We start from the raw sequence: 4,889 nt of genomic DNA on the forward strand, positions 1-4,889 counted from the left end.
TCCCCACACGCGACCTGACAGCCTGCAGGCAGGCAACCCGCATCCGAGGACGATCCCACCAGAGGAGCCGGCATGAGAAGCCCTGTGTCAACCCGTCTTGGTTTCGGTGGCCTGCAGGACGCGTTGGAGGGCTTGGTGAAGGTCTGGGTCGTAGGCGGTGCCGTCTTGCCAGCAGTGCCAGATCACGAAGAGCCAGGCTCTGGCGAGGATGCGTACGGCGTGGGGGTGGTCGTGTCCTCGGGATCGGGCTCGGTTGTACAGATCGGCGGCCCAGGGGTTGGCGTGGCGCGAGTCGCCGGCGAAGTCGGTGACGGCGTCGCGCAACTGTTTGTCGCAGGCCCACCGGAACCCGACGGCGCGGACCTTGCCGGACTGCCTCGTGGAGGGGGCGACCCCGGCGAGGCAGGCCAGCGACTCGGGGGTGGGGTACTTGGCGCGGCAGTCGCCGATCTCGGCGAGCAGGCGGGCGGCGCGGACGCGGCCGGCCTTGGGCAGGCTGGTGAAGATGTGCTGGTCCGCGTGCGCGGTCAGCTGGGCGCTGATCTGGGTCTCGAGGGCCTTGATCTGCTCGACCAGGGTGGCCAGCACGGCGAGCAGGGCCCGGGTGATGTGGGCCTGGGTGTCGCCGTCGGCGCCGAGCAGGCCCCGCGGCGCGGCGGTCAGGCGGGCGTGCAGCGTCTCGGGTGCCGTCTTGCCGGAGTAGCCCTGCTTGGCCAACCAGGTGCCGAGCCGGTTGGGGGTGAGCCAGTCGGCGCCGGCCTGGGTGGTGAAGCGGGTCAGGAACGCGAGGCTGATCGGCGAGTCGAGGTCGGCGAACAGGCCGATCGCGCCTGGGAACACGTTGCGCAGGTGGGCGCGCAGCTGGTTGGCGGCCGCGACCCGGTGGCCGACCAGGTCCTTGCGGGCCCGGCAGGCGCGGCGCAGCGCGAGGGTGGCGGGCGTGTCGGGTTGCAGCGGGCGCAGCCGGGCCCGGTCGGTGCGCAGGGTGTCTGCGAGCACGTACGCGTCGAACCGGTCGTCCTTGTTGCCGGCCGAGCCGTACCGGCCGCGCAAGTTCTTGACCTGGTTAGGGCTGATCACCACCACGGTCAGCTCGGCTTGCAGGAGGGTGTCGATCACGGGGCCCGTCCGGGCGTTCGATGGCGACCTCGCCGGCGCCGTGTCGGCCCAGGAACCGGACGAGCTCGCGCAGCCCAGCGGCGGTGTGCTCGACCATGGTGCGGGCCACCTCGCGGCCCCGGCCGTCGACGATGCATACGGCATGGTCGTCGCGGGCCCAGTCGATCCCGGCGGTGACGTCGTTCGGGGGTGTTTCGGGCAGGGTGTTGCTGGCAGACTGCATGTCAGCCTCCTCGCTGCTAGTCCCAGTGGGGAGGCACCCTCGTGTGGTGCCGCTGGTGCCGGGACGCAGCTGCCGGTTCGCTCACTGATCGGCGCTCTCAGCTCGAGGCCCTGGCGCTCAGCCCTGTCGACGGTCCGCACGTCCCGGGCGACCACCAGACCTCGCAGATCTCATGCTGGACATCCATCGCGTCGAGCGAGCCGGGCGATGGCCTGGTGGCACCTCGGGTGCTTCATCAACGATCCATCGGGAACCGCTGACATGAGGAAGGTAGACCAGTGAGCCTGGACCCGTCGACCGTGCCGCGCCCGGACGACCTGACCCGGATCGTCGACTGGAGCGGCGCCGAGCTGTCCGCGGCGATCGCGGGCGGCCAGGTCACGTGCGTCGAGGTGATGGCGGCATACCTCGACCACATCGACCTGGTCAACCCGCACGTCAACGCCATCGTCTCGCTGCGCCCCCGCGACGAGCTGCTTGCCGAGGCCGCCGAGAAGGACGCCCGGCTCGCCCGCGGGGAGCGGCAGGGCTGGATGCACGGCTTCCCGCACGCGGTCAAGGACCTCGCCGACGTCGCCGGGCTGCCGACCACGAAGGGCTTCTACCGTCCCCTCGAGTCGGTCCCGCCGGCCACCTGTGACGCGGGCTTCGTGCAGCGGATCCGGGCCGCCGGCGCGATCTTCATCGGCAAGACCAACACCCCCGAGCTCGGCCTCGGCTCGCAGACGTACAACCGCGTGCACGGCCTGACCCGCAACCCCTACGACCTCACCCGGACCCCGGGCGGCAGCAGCGGAGGCGCCGCCGCCGCGGTGGCGCTGCGCCTGCTCCCGGTCGCGGACGGCAGCGACTTCATGGGCTCGCTGCGCAACCCGCCGGGCTGGACCAACGTGTACGGCCTGCGCCCCTCCTTCGGCCGGGTCCCCGCCGGTGAGGGCGAGCTGTTCGTCGACCAGGGCAGCGTGGCCGGGCCGATCGCCCGCACCCCGCTCGACCTTGCGCTCCTGCTCGGCACGATGAGCGGGTATGCCGCCCAGGCGCCCCTCTCGCTCGACGGCCCCGGTCTCGACGTGGCCGCCTGCTGCCGGCCGCTCGCCGGCGGACGGGTGCTCTGGCTGCGGGATCTCGGCGGCTATCTGCCGATGGAGCCGGAGGTGCTCGAGATCTGCGATGCCGCGGTCGAGCGGCTGGCCGGCCTCGGCTTCGAGGTCACCTTCCGCGACGAGCTGCCCGCGCACGGCGGCTTCCGCGGCACGGACGACCTGTGGGAGCTGTGGCGCACCTACCGGCACGTGCTCGCGGGCGGCGCCATCCGGCCGCTCTACGAGGATCCGCGGACCCGGGCGATGCTCAAGCCGGAGGCGGTCTACGAGGTCGACGGCCTGTTGCACGGCCTCGCCGGCGCCGGCCCGATCACCGCGGCCGACCTGCTCGCGGCCTCGGCGCGCCGGTCCGACCTCTACCGCGGCTTCCTCGGGCTGTTCGAGACGACCGACTTCGTGCTCCTGCCGACCGCGCAGGTCATGCCCTTCGACGTCCGGACGCCGTGGCCGGAGCAGGTCGCGGGCCGTCCCATGTCGTCCTACCACCGCTGGATGGAGGTCGCCACGATCGGCACGCTGCTGGGCGCCCCCACCCTGGCCATGCCGGCCGGCTTCGGACCGTCCGGCCTGCCGGTCGGCCTGCAGGTCATCGGCCCGAACCACGCCGACACCGCGGTGCTGCGCCTTGCGGCGACCTGGCACGCCGCGACCCGGTGGCCGGAGCGGCGTCGTCCGAAACTCCTCACCGGCGGCCGATCGGTCTAGGGTCGGAGCACACCTGACCGGGATGCCCGTCCAACGGGCCCGCGCCTGAGGAGTGCCCGTGAGCCACGCCCTTCGATCCAGCACCGTAGACGGCATCATCCGCCGCAGCGCCCGCACCTACCGCGACCGGCTGGCGCTGGTCTTCGGCGAGCGGGAGTGGACGTATGCCGCTCTCGACCTCGCCGTGTCACGCGCGGCGGGCCGATTGCTGGGTCTCGGGCTGGCCAAGGGGGATCGGGTCGCCGCCTACGGCAAGAACTCCGACGCCTACCTGATCGGCTTCCTCGCCTGCGCCCGGGCCGGGCTGGTGCACGTCCCGCTCAACTACAACCTCACCGGCGCCGAGCTGAGCTACCTGATCTCGCAGTCGGGCGCGCGCGCGATCCTCGTCGACCCGGCGCTGGAGGCGCCCCTCGAGGGTGTCGACGCGGAGGTGCTCGAGCGGCTCGAGCACCGGATCCCGTTGCGTGACAAGGCCGGGTCGATCGTCGAGACCGCGACCGAGGCGGCCGTGCCCACGATCGAGGTCGACGTGGCCGACACCGACGTTGCCCAGTTCCTCTACACGTCCGGCACCACGTCGCGGCCCAAGGCGGCGATGATGAGCCACCGGGCGCTGGTCCACGAGTACGTATCCTGCATCGTCGGGCTCGACCTGCACGCCGACGACAACCCGCTGCACGTCATGCCGCTGTACCACTCGGCGCAGATGCACGTCTTCCTGATGCCGTGGCTCGCGATCGGCGCGACCAACACCATCCTGGAGGTGCCGGACGGCACCGAGATCCTGCGTCGCATCGAGCGTGACGGGCACCGGGCCTTCTTCGCGGCGCCGACCCTCTGGGTGGCCCTGACCAACCACGCCGACTTCGAGACCCGCGACCTGTCCGGGCTGCGCAAGGCCTACTACGGCGCCTCGATCATGCCGGTCCCGATCATCCGGCGGCTGGAGGCCAAGATGCCCGGGCTCGGCTTCTACAACTGCTTCGGCCAGTCCGAGATCGCCCCGCTCGCGACGATCCTGCGACCCGAGGAGCACGCCGACCGGCCCGACTCGGCCGGCCGGCCCTGCCTGTTCGTCGAGGCGCGCGTCGTCGACGAGCACGGCGACGACGTGCCGGTCGGGCAGACCGGCGAGATCGTCTACCGCTCGCCACACCTGTGCGACGGCTACTGGGACAACCCGCAGGCCACCGAGGAGGCGTTCGCCGGCGGCTGGTTCCACTCGGGCGACCTGGTCCGGATGGACGAGGCGGGCTACGTCTTCGTGGTCGACCGGATCAAGGACGTGATCAACACCGGTGGGGTGCTGGTCGCCTCCCGCGAGGTCGAGGACGCGCTCTACACCCACCCGGCGGTGGCCGAGGTCGCCGTCGTCGGCATGCCCGACGAGAAGTGGGTCGAGGCGGTCACCGCGTTCGTGGTCCGCAAGGGCGAGGTGACCGAGGCCGAGCTGGTGGCGCACGCGCGCACCACGCTGGCCGGCTTCAAGATCCCCAAGCGGATCACCTTCGTCGACGAGCTGCCGCGCAACGCCTCGGGCAAGATCCTCAAGCGCGACCTGCGCGGCTCCTGAGCGCGGCGCGGGTCGTGTCGCAGGGTCGGTGGCAGGCCAGGGTGTCGCGGCGGATCGCGGGTCATGTCGCAGGGTCGGTGGCAGGTCAGGTGTCGCGACGGATCGCGGGTCGTGTCGCAGGGTCGGTGGCAGGCCAGGTGTCGCGGCGGATCGCAGGTCATGT

General features: G+C 71.9%; 4 protein-coding genes. 2 read left to right on the forward strand and 2 right to left on the reverse strand.

All coding sequences use genetic code 11. From position 1 onward, the window contains the following. Window positions 1–87: 87 nt before the first annotated feature. Window positions 88–1,119 (reverse strand): IS110 family transposase, encoded by a 1,032-nt coding sequence (locus WMI84_RS16860; protein ID WP_347354935.1) that lies wholly within the window; start codon window positions 1,117–1,119, stop codon window positions 88–90. Continuing rightward, window positions 1,067–1,342: a transposase gene (locus WMI84_RS16865; protein WP_347354936.1), complete on the reverse strand. Its 276-nt coding sequence runs from the start codon at window positions 1,340–1,342 to the stop codon at window positions 1,067–1,069. Before WMI84_RS16865 ends, WMI84_RS16860 begins: the two co-directional genes overlap by 53 nt. Window positions 1,343–1,620: 278 nt before the next feature. On the opposite strand from WMI84_RS16865, the gene WMI84_RS16870 reads away from it, so the two are divergent. Together WMI84_RS16870 and WMI84_RS16875 are read left to right on the forward strand one after the other, a co-directional pair. Continuing rightward, window positions 1,621–3,150 (forward strand): amidase, encoded by a 1,530-nt coding sequence (locus WMI84_RS16870; RefSeq protein ID WP_347354937.1) that lies wholly within the window; start codon window positions 1,621–1,623, stop codon window positions 3,148–3,150. Window positions 3,151–3,208: 58 nt separating this feature from the next. Next, on the forward strand, window positions 3,209–4,726 hold the full coding sequence (locus WMI84_RS16875) for an acyl-CoA synthetase (RefSeq protein WP_347354938.1): 1,518 nt from the start codon (window positions 3,209–3,211) through the stop codon (window positions 4,724–4,726). Window positions 4,727–4,889: the final 163 nt, after the last annotated feature.

The organism is Intrasporangium sp., assembly GCF_039812505.1.
GTDB lineage: Bacteria > Actinomycetota > Actinomycetes > Actinomycetales > Dermatophilaceae > Intrasporangium_A.